Origin of the sequence: Streptomyces noursei (genome assembly GCF_016917755.1) — a bacterium.
GTDB lineage: Bacteria > Actinomycetota > Actinomycetes > Streptomycetales > Streptomycetaceae > Streptomyces > Streptomyces yunnanensis.
On sequence record NZ_CP070326.1, the window covers coordinates 9111773 to 9126493 of the forward strand.

Genomic DNA, 14721 nt, shown 5'->3' on the forward strand with positions numbered 1-14721 from the left:
TTCCCGAGCGCCGGCCGGGCTGGATCTTCTTCCAGCCCGGCCGGCGCTTTCGTATGGTCCTAGGCGTTGGCCTGGTGGTGGAGCGGTTCGCCGCGGAGGTAGCGGCCGACCTCGGCGGCGACGATGTGCGCGGCCTTGTGGGCGACCTGCTGGCTGCCGCCGGCGATGTGCGGGGTGAGGACGACGCCGGGGGCGGTGAGCAGGCGGGAGCCGGCCGGGACGGGTTCTTCGGGGAAGACGTCGAAGCCGGCGCCGGCGAGGTGTCCGGTCTCCAGGGCGTCGCAGACCGCGTCGTAGTCGAGGAGCGCGCCGCGGGCGCAGTTGACGAGGACCGAGCCGCGGGGCATCGCGGCGATCTGGGCGCGGCCGATCATGCCGGTGGTCTCGGGGGTGACCCGGGCGTGCAGGGAGACGATGCGGGAGCGGGTGAGGAGTTCGTCGAGGGTGGCCTGCTCGGCGAGGCCGGCGAGTGCCTGGGGGCGGACGTAGGGGTCGTGGACGAGGACGTGGGCGCCCATGGCGTGCAGGACCTTGGCGACGCGGCTGCCGATGGCGCCGAAGCCGATCAGGCCGATGGTGGTGCCGTCGATCTCGATGCCGCAGTTGTCGTAGTCGTAGTAGTCGCCGCGCCAGATGCCGTGGCGCAGGTCGGTGTGGGTGTCGCCGACGCCGCGGGCGGCGGCCAGCAGCAGGGTGAGGGTGTGTTCGGCGGTGGCGGTGGCGTTGCGGCCGGGGGCGTTGCAGACGGCGACGCCGTGGCGGGTGGCGGCTTCGAGGTTGGCGTTGACCGGGCCGCCGCGGCTGGTGCAGAAGAGCTTGAGGTCGGGGCAGTTGGCGAGGATGCGTTCGGTGAGCGGGCCGTGTTCGGTGACGCAGATCTCGATGCCGCGGAGTGCTTCGATCATGTCGTCCTCGGTGCCGGATGCCTCGTGGACCTCGGCGACGGGGCCGAAGGGGGTGTGCGGCCAGCCGAACTGGATCTCGCGTATCTCCAGTGGGGTGTCCCCGGCGGCCTTGCGTACGGCCGCGCTGAAGAGGCCGGGGCGGATGAAGTGGTTGCCGGCGGCGAGGACGGTGGTGGTCATGGGGGGTGTTTCTCCTGGGGTGCGGTGGGTGGGTGGTGGTGGCTGGTCAGGGCAGGGCGGGGGCGGCGGTGAGGGCGGGGGCGTTGAGGCGGAGGAGGGCGGTGTGACCGCCGGTGATGCGGATTTCGGTGAGTGCGCCGTTGTGGAGTTGGGGGAAGGTGCGGCGGTATTCGGCGAGGGGGATGCCGAGGAGGTGGCAGAGCAGGACGCGGATGAGGGTGGAGTGGGCGACGATCAGGATGCGGCCGTGCGGCTGGTCGTGGGCGAGTTCGGCGAGGCAGGCTGCGGCGCGTTCCGCGGCGTGGCGGGGGTGTTCGCCGCCGGGTAGGTGGTGCTCGGCGGGGTCGGCGAGGAAGGCGGCCAGGCTGCGGGGGAAGCGGTGCCGCATGTCGTCGCGGGTCAGGCCCTCGCCTTGGCCGAAGTCGAGTTCGTAGAGCCGTTCGTCGATGTGGGGGGTGAGGCCGCAGGCGTCGGCGGCGGGGGCGGCGGTGAGGCGGGCGCGGGAGAGGGGGGAGGTCCAGATGGCGGTGAGGTCGGCGGTGGCGGCCCAGTGGGCGAGGGTCTGGGCCTGTTCGCGGCCGCGGTCGGTGAGCGGGACGTCGGAGCGGCCGGCGTAGCGGTTCTCCGCGTGCCAGACGGTCTCGCCGTGGCGGACGAGGAGGAAGTCGGTCACTTGGCGGCCCTCCTGAGGGCGTGGTCGGCTACTGCGGGGTCGAGCCAGCCGCGGTGGGTGAGTTCGGTGACGAAGCGGTGGTAGGTGGGGAGGTGGCGGGTGGTGCGGTCGGGGGCGGGGCGGATCTCGGTGCCGGGGCGGACCATGGCGGCGGCGGCCTCGGTGAGGGTGGCGCCGGACGAGGTGGCGGCGAGGACGGCCATGCCGAGGGCGCCTTCGGCGTGTTCGGGGAGGTGGACGGTGCGGCCGAGGACTTCGGCGCGCAGGCGGCACCAGTAGGTGTTGCGGGCGCCGCCGCCGGTGAAGGTGAGGGGGCCGTCGGTGGGGGCGCCGAGGTGGTCGAGGTAGTCGAAGCAGAGGCGTTCGAGGCAGGCGACGCCGAGGAGGTAGGCGTGGAACTCGGTGGCGCGGGTGGGGACGTCGCCGAGGATGAAGGGTTCGGCTTCGGGGGCGCGGAAGGGGAAGCGTTCGCCGCCGGTGGAGACGAGGGGGTAGGCGACGGCGTCGGGGTCGAGGGCGGCGGCCTGGTCGGTGAGGACGTCGAGGTTCTCGCCGTGGAAGTACTGGGAGATGACGCCGGCGCCGCTGCTGGAGGCGCCGCCGGGCAGCCAGGTGTCGTCGGGTCCGCGGTGGCAGTAGACGACGCCGGCGGGGTCGCGGATGAGGTGGTCGCTGCTGCCTTTGAGGACGAGGGTGGTGCCGAGGACGGCGTTCCAGGCGCCGGGGGTGAGGGCGCCGGCGCCGATCTGGGCGGCGCAGCCGTCGGTCATGCCGGCGACGATGGTGGTTCCGGTGGGGATGCCGGTGGCGTCGGCGGCTTCGGGGCCGACGGTGCCGAGGACGGTGCCGGGGCGGACGACGTCGGGCAGGAGGTCGGTGGGGATGCCGAGGGTGTCCATGACCTCGTGGGGCCAGCGTTCGTCGATGAGGTGGTAGCCGGTTTTGAGGGCGTGGCTGGTGTCGCTGGGGAGTTGGCGGCCGGCGAGTTTCCAGGTGATGAGGTCGACCTGGTGGAGGAGGCGGGTGCCGGTGGCGAGGGCGGGGTCGTGGTCGAGGAGCCAGCGGAGTTTGGGCAGGGCCCAGGAGGGCGGCATGCTGCGGTAGCCGAGGTCCTGCCAGGTCGGTGCGCCGGCGGTGTTGACGGCTTCGGCCTGGTCGGTGGCGCGGCCGTCGTCGTACATGAGGGCGGGGGTGCGGGGGGTGCCGTGGGTGTCGGTGAGGAGGAGGGTGCCGGAGGTGCCGTCGATGGCCAGTCCGCGGATCCGGTGGGTGTCGAGGCCGGCGAGGGCCTCGCGGCAGGCATCGGCGAGCGCGGTCCACCACTGGTGGGGGTCTTGTTCGTGGCGGTTGCCGGTGCGCTTGCTGGTGAGCGGGCGGGCGGCGGTGGCGAGGAGGGTGCCGGTGCCGTCGACGGCGAGGCAGCGGGCGCTCTGGGTGCCGAGGTCGAGGCCGAGCCAGATGGCGTCGGGGTCGCCGTGGGGGGCGGGTCCTGGGCCGGTGGGTCCGGGGGCGTGCGGGTCAGACACGGATGCCTCCTGGGGCGGGGTTCTCGGCGGGGTGGTGCGTGGGGTCGGTGCGACGGGGGGTGGGGGTGGTGGTGCGGGGTGCGGCGGGGGTGGGGCGCCAGGTGGCGGTGGTGCGCCAGCCGGCGGTGCGGGCGAGGCCGCGCCAGGTGAGGAAGTCGTCGTGGAGCGCGGCGTAGAAGGCGGCGCGCTCGGGGTCGGGGTGCCAGCTGCGCTGCATGTGGACGTACGTGTCGGCGGCGCGGTGCATGCTGCTTTCGGCTCCGGTGCGGACCAGGCCGGTGAGGAAGGCGCCCTTGGCGCCGATTTCGGTGTCGCCGGAGCGGGCGGTGGGCACGCCGGTGGCGTCGGCGATCAGTGCGCACCAGGCGTCGCTGTTGGCGCCGCCGCCGCACAGGCGCAGTTCGGTGATGTCGGTGCGGGCGGCGGTCAGGCAGTCGCGCAGGACGAGGGAGAGGCCGTCGAAGACGGCGCGGGCGAGGTCGGCGGGGGTGTGGTCGAGGGACAGGCCCCAGAAGGAGCCGCGGGCGGCGGGGTCGAGGAACGGGGCGCGTTCGCCGGCCGGTGAGAGGTAGGGCAGGAACATCAGTCCGCGGGCGCCGGGTTCGGATTCGAAGGCGAGGCGGGAGAGTTCGGGTGGCCCCGGTAGGTGCAGCAGGCGGGCGGCCCAGCCAAGGACTTCGGCGCCGTTGAGGGTGGGGAAGGCGCGCAGGACGCGTTCCCGGCCGCGGTAGGCGATGTTGACGCCGGAGGGTTCGCCGGTGGTGTCGATGCCGGTGCGGACGATTTCGGTGCACAGGGTGGTGCCGAGGATGCTGCATGCCTGGCCGGGGTTGACCACGCCGACGCCGCGGGCGGTGGCGGCGATGTCGTAGGGGGCCATGACGACGGGCAGGCCGGCGGGCAGGCCGAGTTGGGCGGCGGCGTCGGTGGTGAGTTCGGCGATCCGCTGGTCCTCGCCGAGGACGGTGGGGAGCAGTCGGGCGTGGTCGGTGAGGCCGAAGAGTTCGACGATGGCGGGGTCGTAGTCGCCGGTGGTGTGGTCGAGGAAGGGTGCGGAGGCGTCGGATTCGTCGGTGGCGCGGACGCCGGTGAGGCGGAGGAAGAGCCAGCCGGCGGCGGTGAGTGAGGTGGTGGAGCGGGCGAGCCGGTCGGGGTCGTGGGCGGCGAGCCAGGCGAAGAGCGCGTTGGGCATGCCGGCGCAGGTCAGTGAGCCGTTGCGGCGGAAGGCGGCTTCGAGGAGGCCGTCGCGTTGCCAGGTGGTGAGCAGGTCGCCGGCGCGGCCGTCGGACCACAGGATGGCGGGGCCGGTGGGGCGGCCGTGGTCGTCGATCAGCCAGGCGCCGTCGCCCTGGGCGGTGAAGGAGACCAGCCAGACGGGGTCGGTGAGGTCGGTGAGCACGTCGCGGACGGTGCGGACGACGGCCTGCCAGACGGCGTCCATGTCCTGTTCGGCCCAGCCGGGGTGGGGGCGGAGGACTTCGGTGGCGACGCGGGAGACGGCGATCTCGTTGCCCTGGTCGTCTAAGACGACGGACTTGATGACGGTGGTGCCGGCGTCGATGGTCAGTACGGACATCAGCGGGGTCCTTTCACGCCGAGGCCGGGGTGGGGTGCGGCGCGGCGGTGTCCGGGCCGGTGGCTGCCGCTTCCGGTCCGTCCGGCAGTTTCAGGAGGAGGGTGAGGGCGCAGCTCACCGCGTACATCCCCGCGAAGATCCAGACCACCCCTTCGACGCCGAGCGGCCCGACGAAGGCCGCGACGACGGCGGGTCCGACGAAGGTGCTGGCGCCGGCGCCGAGGTTGAGGGCCGCCAGTGCCTGTCCCTTGTGTCGCGGTTCCAGCGAGGGCATCAACGCTGATATCGGTACGTATCCCGCCAGAGTAGCTCCGTAGAACGCGGCGACCAGGAGGGCGAGCGGGAAGTTCGGTCCGGCGGTGGTGGGGACGTAGAACAGCAGCAGGGTGCTCAGGGTGCAGCCGGCGCCGCCGCACCAGGCGATGGTGCGGCGCCAGCCGATGCGGTCGCCGACGGCGCCGAACAGCAGGTTGGCGAAGATGTTGGTGGCGAACATGGCGCTGAGCAGGTGCAGCCATTGGGTGAGGGTGAAGCCCACCGTCCTGGTGAAGTGGACCGGCAGGATGACGAAGAAGCCGAACTGCGAGGCGGTGTTGACGACCCGGACGAGGGAGCCGGCGCCGACCCGGGGGTTGCGCCAGAGGATGGTGACGCTGCCGACGAGGGTGGCCAGCGGCCCCTCCCCCGCGGTCCGTGGGCGGCGGGCGCCGTGCTCGTCGCGGACCAGGAGCAGTGCGATCAGTCCGCCGGCGGCGACGAGGGCCAGCGCGGCCCACAGCGTGGCGTAGGCGCCGATGCGCGGGATCAGGCCGCTGGCGACCAGGGAGCCGAGCGTGGGCAGTCCGCCGGTGAAGGCGAACCAGAACCAGCCCATGGCGGTGCCGAGTCGGGCGCGGGGGGCCACTCCGGCGATCCAGACGAGGAAGCCGTAGGCGAAGAGCGGGTAGCCCAGGCCGCGCAGGCCGTAGCCGAGGAGCATCAGGGGGTAGCTGGTGAGCGGGAGGGCGGCGGCGAGGAAGAGCACTTGGAAGGCGGCCCAGACGGCCAGGCCGGTTCCCATCACGCGCCGGGGTCCCCACAGGTCGGAGAGGACGCCGGAGAGCCAGGCGGCGATGCCCGCGGCGATGCCGTAGACGGTGAAGAGCAGGGCGACCCGGGACTCCGGGATGCCGCGGTCGATGAGGTACGGCGAGAGGTATCCGGACTCGACGCCGTCGCCGATCATGAAGAGGAGCAGCCCGAGGTACCCCCAGGCGAGGGTGGGCGGTATGCCCAGGCGGGTCAGGAGCGCGCGGTGCGCGGGCAGCGGAGGGTTCGTCATCGAAGCTCCCCTTCTTCTGCGGCGGGACGGATGCGGGCGGGTCCGGGCCGGCGGACGGGGGTGGCGGGATCCGCGGGGCCGGTGGACGACGCGGTGATGCAATCGCTCGCGCAAAAGGGGCGTCAAGGGTGGCCGGAATCTTCCCATCGTGGTGGGGCGCGGCCGTGGTGCGTCGGGGCGGAACCGCATGCGGCGGGCAGGTGCTCCCGGCGCGCCGCGTTACCTTCGTGTGAACATCACGCGGCGCGTTCACGCGGGTGACGGTGGCACGAAGCGGAGGGAACGGGGCGATGGACCGGGTCGAGGCCCAGGAGGAACGGCGGCGCCGGATCCGGGAGTCGGTGGTCGCGCGGGGTTTCGTGCGGACCTCGGAGCTGGCCGCGGAGTTCGGGATCAGTCTGATGACCGCGCATCGGGACCTGGACGCGCTGCAGGCGCAGGGCTGGTTGCGGAAGGTGCGGGGCGGGGCGACGGGGCTGCCGTCGGCGCAGTTCCACGGCACGGTCGCGGAGCGGATGGCGACGATGGCGGCGACCAAGCGGTCGCTGGCGCGGGCCGCGGCGGCGCTGTTGGTGCCCGGGCAGACGGTGCTGCTGGACGACAGCACCACGTGTCTGATGCTGGCGCACCAGACGCCCGAGCACGCCCCGCTGACGGTGCTCACCAATTCGCTGCCGGCGATCACCACGCTGGCCCAGGAGCCGGGCATCTCGCTGATCACGCTGGGCGGGGCGTACTTCCCGGCGTACGACGCCTTCATGGGGCTGCACACCGCGGACGCGGTGCGGGCGTATCGGGCGGATGTGCTGTTCCTGTCGACGACGGCGGTCGCCAAGGGCCGCTGCTATCACACCTCGCCGGAGACGGTGCTGGTCAAGCGGGCCATGATGGAGAGCGCGGCGCGCCGGGTGCTGGTCGCCGACCACACCAAGTTCCGCAAGGACGGGTTGTACGCGCTGGCGCCGCTGGCCGACTTCGACCTGCTGATCACCGACGACGGGTTGTCGGCGGAGGAGGTGCGGGCGGTGCGGGCGGCCGGCACGGAGGTGACGGTGGTGCCGACGCGCGGGACGGCGGGCGAGGGCTGAGCCGCGACGTCGGCCGCCTCCGGAATCCGCCTGGGCGGGGCGTTCCCGGGCGCCCTCGGGTCCCCTGAGGGAGCCGGCTCCCGCCGCGCCCCGGGGTGGCCGGTGCCGGACCGGGCCCGGAATACCCCGCCCCCGCCTGCCCGTTGTGGCCCCACAGGGGGCGTTCGCTCCCCCTACGGGATCTGTTCGCCCGTCCCCCAGGGGCTACCCCAGCCCCAGCACCCCGGGGTCGGTGGCCAGTTCCCGCAGGGCGGCTCGGGGGTCCTTGAGGAGTCGGCGTTCGGTGAGGTCGAGGATGCCGCAGGTCGCGGTGATCTCGGCGGCGACCGTGCCGTCGGCCTTGCGCACGGTCTGCTCGATCACGAAGGTCTTCCGCTCGCCCCAGACGAACCGGCAGCTGACCGCGACCTCGTCGCCGGCGCGGAGTTCCCGCAGGTAGCGGATGGTGGTTTCGAGGGTGACCGGGCCGATGCCGCGGGCCAGCAGCGCGGTCTGCGGGATGCCGCCGGCCTGGAGGACGGACCAGCGGGCGTGCTCGGCGTACTGGAGGTAGACGCTCTGGTTGAGGTGGCCCTGGGTGTCGGTCTCGTAGCCGCGGACGGTGATCGGCACGGTGAAGGGCTCGTCCGCGCCGCCCTCTGTCGCCACATGCGCCACTTCGGTCACGATCGCTCCTGACTTTCCCGTCTGTCCCGTCCGTCACGCGCCGGACCATCGTAGGGGCAACGTTCAGGCCACGTCCGGCATTCCGGTGGCGGCGCCCAGCTCCGCCCAGCCGACGGTGCGGTCGCACCAGCGCTCCAGCAGCGTGCGGTCGTGGCCGACGGCGAGGACGCCGGCGCCGCTCTCCCGGCGGTAGGACTCGACGACGGCGACGAGCGCGGCGGTGGTGGAGGCGTCCAGCATCGCGGTCATCTCGTCGCAGATCAGCCAGCGGGGGCGGAGCACCAGGGCGCGGGCCAGGCAGGCGCGTTGCAACTGGCCGTCGCTGACCTCGTGCGGGCGGCGGGCGAGCAGGTCGTCGCCGAGGCCGACGAGCGGCGCCAACTCCCGGAGGCGGGTGGGGATCTGGTCCTTGCGGCCGGTGGCGCGCAGCGGCTCGGCGATCGCGTCGGCGAGCCGCAGGCGGGGGTCGGCGGAGAGCCGGGGCTGTTGGAAGAGGACGCCGAAGGCGGTGCGCTGCTCGCGCGGGGCGCGGTGGCGCCAGCCCCGGGCGGGGGTGCCGTCCAGGACGACGGTGCCGGCGTCCGGCCGGTGCAGCAGGGCGGCGACCCGGGCCAGGGTGGATTTGCCGCAGCCGCTGGGGCCGAGCAGGCCGACCGCTTCGCCGGGGGCGAGGGTCAGCGACACGCCGCGGACGACGGGGGCGCCGCGGTCGTATCCGGCGGTGATGTCACGCAGTTCGAGCACGGTCGGGCTCCCTCTCCGGCGGCACCGGGTGGTGGCAGGCGACGCCGTCGCGTGGCGCGGGGAGCGTCGCGCAGGTCATGGTGGCGCGGTCGCAGCGGGCGGCGAAGGCGCAGCCGGCCGGCAGGTCGCCGAGTTCGGGCGGCATGCCGGGGATGGGGGTGAAGGCCCGGCCGGGCAGCGCGTCCAGCAGGCCGCGGGCGTAGGGGTGGCGGGGTCCCGGGGTGCCGAAGAACCGCCGGGCGTCGGCGAGTTCGACGATCCGTCCGGCGTACATCACGGCGACCCGGTCCGCGATCCGTTCGGCCGCCGCCAGGTCGTGGGTGATCATCAGCAGTGCGCGGCCGGCCTCGGCGTGTCGGCGGAGTTCGTCGACGGTGCGGTCCACCAGGTCGCGGTCGAGGCCGGTGGTGGGTTCGTCGGCGAGGAGCAGGGGGGCGTCGCCGGCCAGGGCGAGGGCGGTGGCGGCGCGCTGGGCGAGGCCGCCGGAGAGCTGGTGCGGGTGGCGGTCGAGGTGGCCGGCCGGGAAGGCGGCGCGTGCGGCGGCGCGCTCCGCGGCCGCCCGCAGCCCTGCGCCGCGCCGCACCCCGGTCAACTCCCGTACGGTTTCCTCCAGTTGGGAGCGCACGGTGCGGACGGGGGTGAGGTGGGCGGCGGGGCTCTGCGGGATCAGTCCGATCCGTCGGCCGCGTACCGACCGGGCCAGTTCGGTCTCGGGGGCGGCGAGCAGTTCGGTAGCGCCGTGGGCGTCGGTCAGCAGTGCGGTGCCGGTGGCCTCGGCGTTGCCGGGCAGCAGGCCGAGCAGTGCGGAGGCCAGGACGGACTTGCCGCAGCCGCTCTCGCCGACGAGGACCAGGCACTCGCCGGGCGCCAGGTCGAAGTCGGCGTCGGTGACCGCGGCGACGGACCGGCCGCCGGGCATCCGGAAGCGGACGGTCAGTCCGCGCACGGCGAGGCGGGGCGGGGCGGTGGCGGCTCCGGGCTCCTCGTCGGTCCCCTCGGGGGGCGTGCCGGTGGTCGGGGCGGGGTTCGGGGCCGGGCGCGGGTCGGGGGTCCGGTGGGCGGTCACAGCGTCAGCTCCGATCGGCGGCGCGGGTTGAGCCGCTCCCGCCAGGCGCCGGCCAGGCCCGCGACGGCGAGGGTGGGGACGATGATGAACAGTCCGGGGAAGAGGGTGGGCCACCAGTCGCCGGCCAGCAGGGAGCTGCGGGCGGCGTTGGCCATGATGCCCAGGCTCGCCTCGTGGGCGGGCAGCCCCAGGCCGAGGAAGGACAGCGCGGACTCGTGCCAGATGGCGTGCGGGACCATCAGGACGGCGGCGAGTCCGGCCTGCGGCAGGACGCCCGGCAGGAGGTGGCGGAGGGTCACCCGCCAGCGGGAGGCGCCGCCGGTGAGCGCGGCGTCGAGGTAGGGCCGGGAGCGCAGCGAGAGCACTTCGGCGCGGACGATCCGGGCGGTGGACAGCCAGTGTGTCAGCGCCACCGAGATGATCACCGGCCAGACGCCGGGCCGGAACATGGCGACGATGAAGATGCCGAGCAGCAGGTGCGGCACGGAGGAGAAGAGGTCGACCAGGCGCATCACGGTGCGGTCGGCCCAGCCGCCGAGTGCCCCGGCGAGGGCGCCGACGGCGGTGCCGAGGACCGTGGCGACCAGGGCTGCGACCACTCCGACCAGCAGCGAGACGCGCAGTCCGTAGACGCAGCGGAGCAGCAGATCGCGGCCGACCTCGTCGGTGCCGAACGGGTGGGCGGCGGACGGTGGTTGGAGTTTGGCGGCCAGGTCCACGGCCTGCCGGTCCAGGGGGAACAGCAGGGGGACGAGGACGACGGCGAGGACGACGACGGCCAGGATCGCGGCGCCGGCGCGGAGTCGGAGGGCGCGTCGCGGAGCGCCGCCGCGCCGGCCGCGCGCGCCGGTGGTGGTGCTAGCCATCGAATCCCACCCTCGGGTCGGCCAGCCCGTAGAGCAGGTCGGACAGCAGGTTGCCGGCGAGGACGGCGGCGGTGGCCAGCACCGTGAGCGCGGCCAGCAGCGGGAAGTCCACGCTGGTGGCGGCCTGGACGGTGGCGGCGGCGATGCCCGGCCAGCTGAAGACGGTCTCCACCAGCAGGGCGCCGGTGATGAGTTCGGGTACCCGGGAGCCGATCAGGGTCAGGACGGGCAGCAGACCGGAGCGCAGCGCGTGGTGGAGCAGTACGGTGCGTTCCCGCAGGCCGCGGGCCCGGGCGCCGCGCACGGGGTCCTCCGTCAGCGCGTCGCCGACGCCCTGACGGACGTAGAGGACGAACCACGGCAGTTGGGAGGCGGCGAGCACCAGTGCCGGCAGGGCGAGGTGGCGGGCGATCTGGCCGGCGGTGACGAGGTCGGTGCCGGTGTCGGTGAGGCCGCCGGCCGGCAGCATCCCGAGTTTGAGGGCGCCCAGCCAGACGGCGAGCAGTCCGAGCCAGTACGGCGGGGCGGCTTCCAGGACGTAGGCGGTGGAGGTGACGGCGCGGTCGAGGGCGCCGCCGCGGCGCCTGGCGGCCAGCACGCCGAGGAGGGTGCCGAGGGTCACGGCGAGGGCGAAGGCCAGTGCGCACAGCAGTACCGACCAGCCGAGGCGTTCGCCGATGACCTGGCAGACCGGGGCGCGCAGGCTCGCGGAGTCGCCGAGGTCGCCGGTGAGGGCGCTGGTGAGCCAGTCCCACCAGCGGGTCAGCAGGGGCCGGTCGACGCCGAGGTTGTGCCGGAGCTGGTCGAGGTTCTCCTGGGAGGCGGTGAGTCCGGCGGTGCCGGCGTAGGCGCGCACCGGGTCGAAGGGCGAGGCGGCGGCGATCGCGAACACCCCGAGGGTGACGGCGAGCAGGACCGGCACGGCGGTCAGGGCCCGCCGTGCCGTCATCCGCGCCATCGGCCCCCAGGGCAGCGTGGACAGGGCGGTCACTTCGCGGGCTGCCAGTCCTCTGCGTTCCACCAGGGGCCGGAGGCCAGTCCGTGGTCGTGCGGTTCGACCTGGGTGGTGAGGTCCTTCCAGCGGTCGTCGACGACGTAGAGGTGGTCGACGTGGGTGAGGAAGATGTAGGCGGGGTCCTCGGCCAGTTGGCGCTGGATGGTGTCGTAGGCGGTCTTGCGGGTCCGGTGGTCGTCGGTGCGGCGGGCGGCGACGAGTTGGTCGTCGACGGTCTTGTTGGCGTACCGGGACATGTTGTTGAAGCCGTCGCCGGCGAGCGAGGAGTGCAGCAGCAGGTACTGGTCGAAATCGGGGTCGGCGGGGCTGCCGCCGCCGGCGAGGACGGCGTCCTGCTTCATATTGGGCTCGATGGCCTCCCAGGTGCCGGACTCGACCTTGGCCTCGATGCCGGCCTTCTTGGCGTCGGAGGCGAAGGCGAGTGCGTGCTCCTGGCGGAGCTTGTCGCCGGAGAGGTACCAGAGGGTGAAGGAGGCGCGTTGTCCGTCCTTGGCGCGGACGCCGTCGGGGCCCTTCTTCCAGCCGGCCTCGTCGAGGATCTGCTGGGCCTTGCCCAGGTCGTGCGGGCGCTCGGTGCCCTTGGCGAACCAGGGGCTGTCGGTGGGCACTGGTCCGTAGGCGGGCTTGCCGGCGCCGCTGAGGATGCCCTTGACCATGGCCTGGCGGTCGACGGCGAGGTCCAGTGCCCGGCGCACGGCGCGGTCGCCGGTGACCGGGTTGGCGCTGGGCAGGGTGACGTTGCGGTAGTCGAAGGTCTTGGCGGCGAGGGTGCGGCGGCCGGTGTCGGACTTGAAGGTGGCGGCGAGTTCGGGCGGCAGGATGGCGCCGTCGAGGTCGCCGGAGCGCAGCCGGGTGGCGCGGATGTCGTCGTCCTTGATGATCGCCATGGTGAGGTGCTTGACCTTCGGCGCGCCGCCCCAGTAGTGGGGGTTGGCGGTGAAGGTGAGCTTCTCGCCCTTGGACCACGTGGTGAGGACGTAGGGGCCGGTGCCGACCGGGTGGGTGGTGAAGGGGCCGGTGTTGACGTCCTGCTTGCCGGCGAGGTGTCGGGGGGCGATGGGCAGGACGGTGCGCTCGGCGAACGGCGCGTAGGGGTACTTCAGGTGGAAGACGACGGTCCGGTCGTCCTTCTTCTCCACGGTGTCGAGGGCGTCCAGCTCGGCCTTGGAGGCGTTGTTGGTCTTCTCGTCGAGGATGGTGGCGTAGGTGAAGACCACGTCGTCGGCGGTGAAGGGCGTGCCGTCGCTGAACTTCACGCCCGGGCGGAGGGTGAAGGTGTAGGTCCTGCCGCCGTCGGTGACGTCGGGGAGCGCGGCGGCCAGTGCGGGCTTGAGGCGCATCTCGGCGTCGTGGGTGAGCAGCCCGTCGAAGATCTTGGAGTTGCCGTCCTTGCCGTAGCCAAGGAGCGGGCTGAGCGTCTCGGGTTCGTAGGCGATGCCGACGACGGCGGTGTCGGTGGGCTTGGTGCTGCCCCGGCCCTCGTTCGGGGCGGCGCAGGCCGCCGCGGTGAGCGCCATCGTGGCCGCCAGCGCCGTGGCGGCCACTCGCCGTATGGACCGGGACGTCATGCCCACACCCCTCTTGAAGATCGACTGTTGTTGCGAACCGCTCGCATTTGTGCGGTTGCCATTAAACAGTACGTAAAGGTGTGGTCATGAACCGGTCCGAGGTGGCCCTGGTGCGCTAAGCGCACACGGGCCGGAGGTCACGGGGTGCCGGTCACCAGCTTCAGGTCCCACTTGCGCAGCGGCCCGTCGATCGGCTGGAAGATGGTGACGGTGTCCCCGCCGACGTCGCAGGTCGCGGCGCCGCCGCCGGAGTGCACGCCCACCGCCCTCGGGGCACCGGGCTGGCTGACGTAGGAACCGCCCGAATCCCCGGCCGCCGAGCAGGCGTTGGTGAAGGACAGCCCGGAGATGACGGTGCTGCCGTAGTCCACGGTCTGGTCGGTGCGGGTGATCTCGCCGCAGTGCCAGCCGCTGGTCTGGCCGGAGTGGCAGATCGACATCCCGACGATGCCCTCCTGGGAGCCGGTGACGGTGACCGGGCTGCCGCCCTGCCCCCGCACCTCGGGGCTCACCTTCCAGCCCGGCTGGTCCACCGTCACCAGGCCGAAGTCGCCCGCGTAGCCGTTGACGCTGTGCTTCCCGCCGTGGTTGGAGGTGCCGATGCGGCTGCCGTCCTTGCCGTACGCGGGCTGGTTGGCCTTCAGCGTGCAGTGACCGGCGGTCACGAAGCCCTGGAAGTGGTGAGGTCCGGTCACCGAGAAACCGATGGAGCAGATGCCGTCGGTGCCCGGCATCCAGCGGTCGCCGCCGATGACCGTGCCGCCGCTCTGCTGGCGCGGCGCCTGGTCGCTGCGCTCGACGGTGACCGGGACCCGCGAGCGGACGGCGATCTGCCGCGCGGTGCTCTCGAAGCCGGCGGTGCGGGTGGTGCGCGTCGCGCGGTCGACCCGCACCACCACCCCGTTGGCGCGCTCGTCGATGCCCCAGCCGGTGACGCCCGGGATGCCCCGGCCGGCCCGGTCGGCGATCTGCCGCACCACGCCCTGGAGCGTCGCCCGGCTGTGCCGGACGCTCTTGGGCACCGCCCCCAGGGACCGCACCCGTTGGGCGTCGGCGGGTCCGGTCACGGCGACGACGAGCCGGCCGAGTGCCTTGTCGAACCACATCCCGGCGGGCGACGCGGCCAGCGCCCGGCGCACCGCGAGGGCGGTGTGCTGCGCCTCGGCCTCCTGCGCGAGCCGGGTCCGGGCCTGGGACGGGGACAGCCCGAGGTCCCGGCGCATCGCGTCGAGCATGCTGCGTTGCGCGGGCTGCGGGCTGGGGTCGGACTGCGGCAGGGCCCGCGCCGGGCCGTTCGGGGTGACGGCCGCCACCAGGGCGGTCGCGGCCGCGCCCCACAGGGCGGCCTTGGGAATGCGCCGTTGCATCGGGGTCTCCTCGTGGTGTCGAGTACACGTCGGCCCGGACTTGGGCGGGTGCTGGGATCAGCCCCGGGCCCCGCCGCCACGCCCCGCCGTCCGCCGCGAGGGCGGGCGAGAGGGTGACGACAGTGCCGCAACGAGCCTCCTCGACGCCGCGCCGGCCGGC

Annotated in this window: 13 protein-coding genes; 1 reads left to right on the top strand and 12 read right to left on the bottom strand. The window is 73.7% G+C overall.

The genetic code is table 11. The annotated features are described in order from the left end of the window. Positions 1 to 59: 59 nt before the first annotated feature. Genes JNO44_RS39660 through JNO44_RS39680 form a run of 5 tightly spaced genes read right to left on the bottom strand, consistent with a single transcriptional unit; the run spans position 60 to position 6181 of the window. On the bottom strand, positions 60 to 1085 hold the full coding sequence (locus JNO44_RS39660) for a 2-hydroxyacid dehydrogenase (protein ID WP_205368819.1): 1026 nt from the start codon (positions 1083 to 1085) through the stop codon (positions 60 to 62). Positions 1086 to 1131: 46 nt separating this feature from the next. After that, positions 1132 to 1758 (bottom strand): histidine phosphatase family protein, encoded by a 627-nt coding sequence (locus JNO44_RS39665; protein WP_039630625.1) that lies wholly within the window; start codon positions 1756 to 1758, stop codon positions 1132 to 1134. Then, a complete protein-coding gene (locus JNO44_RS39670; protein ID WP_205368820.1) occupies positions 1755 to 3284 on the bottom strand; it encodes an FGGY-family carbohydrate kinase in 1530 nt (509 codons plus the stop codon). Before JNO44_RS39670 ends, JNO44_RS39665 begins: the two co-directional genes overlap by 4 nt. After that, positions 3277 to 4860, bottom strand: coding sequence for an FGGY-family carbohydrate kinase (locus JNO44_RS39675; protein WP_205368821.1), 1584 nt, complete (start codon positions 4858 to 4860; stop codon positions 3277 to 3279). The genes JNO44_RS39670 and JNO44_RS39675 overlap by 8 nt, the downstream gene beginning before the upstream one ends. 13 nt (positions 4861 to 4873) lie before the next feature. Next, on the bottom strand, positions 4874 to 6181 hold the full coding sequence (locus JNO44_RS39680) for an MFS transporter (protein ID WP_205368822.1): 1308 nt from the start codon (positions 6179 to 6181) through the stop codon (positions 4874 to 4876). Between the two features lie 290 nt (positions 6182 to 6471). On the opposite strand from JNO44_RS39680, the gene JNO44_RS39685 reads away from it, so the two are divergent. Continuing rightward, a complete protein-coding gene (locus tag JNO44_RS39685) occupies positions 6472 to 7269 on the top strand; it encodes a DeoR/GlpR family DNA-binding transcription regulator (protein ID WP_039630630.1) in 798 nt (265 codons plus the stop codon). 204 nt (positions 7270 to 7473) lie between these two features. On the opposite strand, the gene JNO44_RS39690 is transcribed toward JNO44_RS39685, so the two are convergent. From JNO44_RS39690 to JNO44_RS39720, 7 genes are all read right to left on the bottom strand, one after another. Next, positions 7474 to 7935 (bottom strand): acyl-CoA thioesterase, encoded by a 462-nt coding sequence (locus JNO44_RS39690; protein WP_205368823.1) that lies wholly within the window; start codon positions 7933 to 7935, stop codon positions 7474 to 7476. Between the two features lie 63 nt (positions 7936 to 7998). Next, positions 7999 to 8679 carry an ABC transporter ATP-binding protein gene (locus tag JNO44_RS39695; protein ID WP_205368824.1) on the bottom strand — a complete coding sequence of 227 codons (681 nt, stop codon included), beginning with the start codon at positions 8677 to 8679 and terminating at the stop codon, positions 7999 to 8001. Beyond that, on the bottom strand, positions 8663 to 9745 hold the full coding sequence (locus JNO44_RS39700; protein ID WP_420882724.1) for an ABC transporter ATP-binding protein: 1083 nt from the start codon (positions 9743 to 9745) through the stop codon (positions 8663 to 8665). The genes JNO44_RS39695 and JNO44_RS39700 overlap by 17 nt, the downstream gene beginning before the upstream one ends. Further along, positions 9742 to 10611, bottom strand: coding sequence for an ABC transporter permease (locus tag JNO44_RS39705; RefSeq protein ID WP_205368825.1), 870 nt, complete (start codon positions 10609 to 10611; stop codon positions 9742 to 9744). The genes JNO44_RS39700 and JNO44_RS39705 overlap by 4 nt, the downstream gene beginning before the upstream one ends. Next, on the bottom strand, positions 10604 to 11560 hold the full coding sequence (locus JNO44_RS39710) for an ABC transporter permease (RefSeq protein ID WP_420882773.1): 957 nt from the start codon (positions 11558 to 11560) through the stop codon (positions 10604 to 10606). Before JNO44_RS39710 ends, JNO44_RS39705 begins: the two co-directional genes overlap by 8 nt. 38 nt (positions 11561 to 11598) lie before the next feature. Further along, a complete protein-coding gene (locus JNO44_RS39715) occupies positions 11599 to 13194 on the bottom strand; it encodes an ABC transporter substrate-binding protein (RefSeq protein WP_205368826.1) in 1596 nt (531 codons plus the stop codon). A gap of 137 nt (positions 13195 to 13331) precedes the next feature. Then, complete coding sequence (locus JNO44_RS39720; protein ID WP_205368827.1) at positions 13332 to 14561, bottom strand: S1 family peptidase; 1230 nt, start codon at positions 14559 to 14561, stop codon at positions 13332 to 13334. Between the last annotated feature and the right edge of the window lie 160 nt (positions 14562 to 14721).